This is a genomic window from Dongia sp. P2_B8, assembly GCF_056404715.1.
The window spans coordinates 1-673 of the sequence record NZ_JBFUDM010000018.1; the positions used below are offsets into that span (position 1 = coordinate 1).

Below are 673 nucleotides of genomic sequence, written 5' to 3' on the forward strand. Positions count from 1 at the left end.
TTCAACGACACGCTGCGCGGCAATACCGGCGYCAACCGCCTCGACGGTGGTGCGGGTATCGACACGCTGGAAGGTGGGAACGGCAACGACACCTATGTGGTGGACAATGCCGGCGACATCGTCACGGAGCTGTCGGGCACCAGCACGGGGACGGACAGCGTTGAAACCCTCCTCGCCAACTACACGTTGACGGCGAACGTTGAGAATTTGACGCTGACGGGCGCCGGCAACATCAATGGCACCGGCAACGACCTGGCGAACACGATCACCGGCAATGCCGGCGCCAATATTCTCGACGGCGGCATTGAGGCGACTGCGGCGATCGACACGCTGAAAGGTGGCAAGGGCGACGACACCTACATCGTTCGCAACACCACCGATGTGGTCACCGAGCTGACCGGYGAGGGTACCGATACGRTCGACGTTCGGGTCACCGGCTACACGATGGCGGGCTTCGTGGAGAACCTGACGATCGGGGGCGGACTCTCTGGTATCACGGCGACCGGCAACACGCTCAATAACACGATGATCGGCAACGAGCTTGCCAACACGCTGTTGGGTGGCACGGGCAACGACATCCTGATCGGTGGTGCCGGTGCAGATGCGTTGACGGGTGGTGCCGAAACGCTCGACATTGCCTCTTACGAGACGGCAACAGTGGGCGTGGTTGCCG

At 62.2% G+C, this 673-nt stretch carries 1 protein-coding gene; it reads left to right on the top strand.

The features are described from left to right. Positions 1–673 (top strand): calcium-binding protein (locus AC1DWZ_RS23945; RefSeq protein ID WP_477171480.1); only part of this gene is annotated, 673 nt, incomplete at both ends.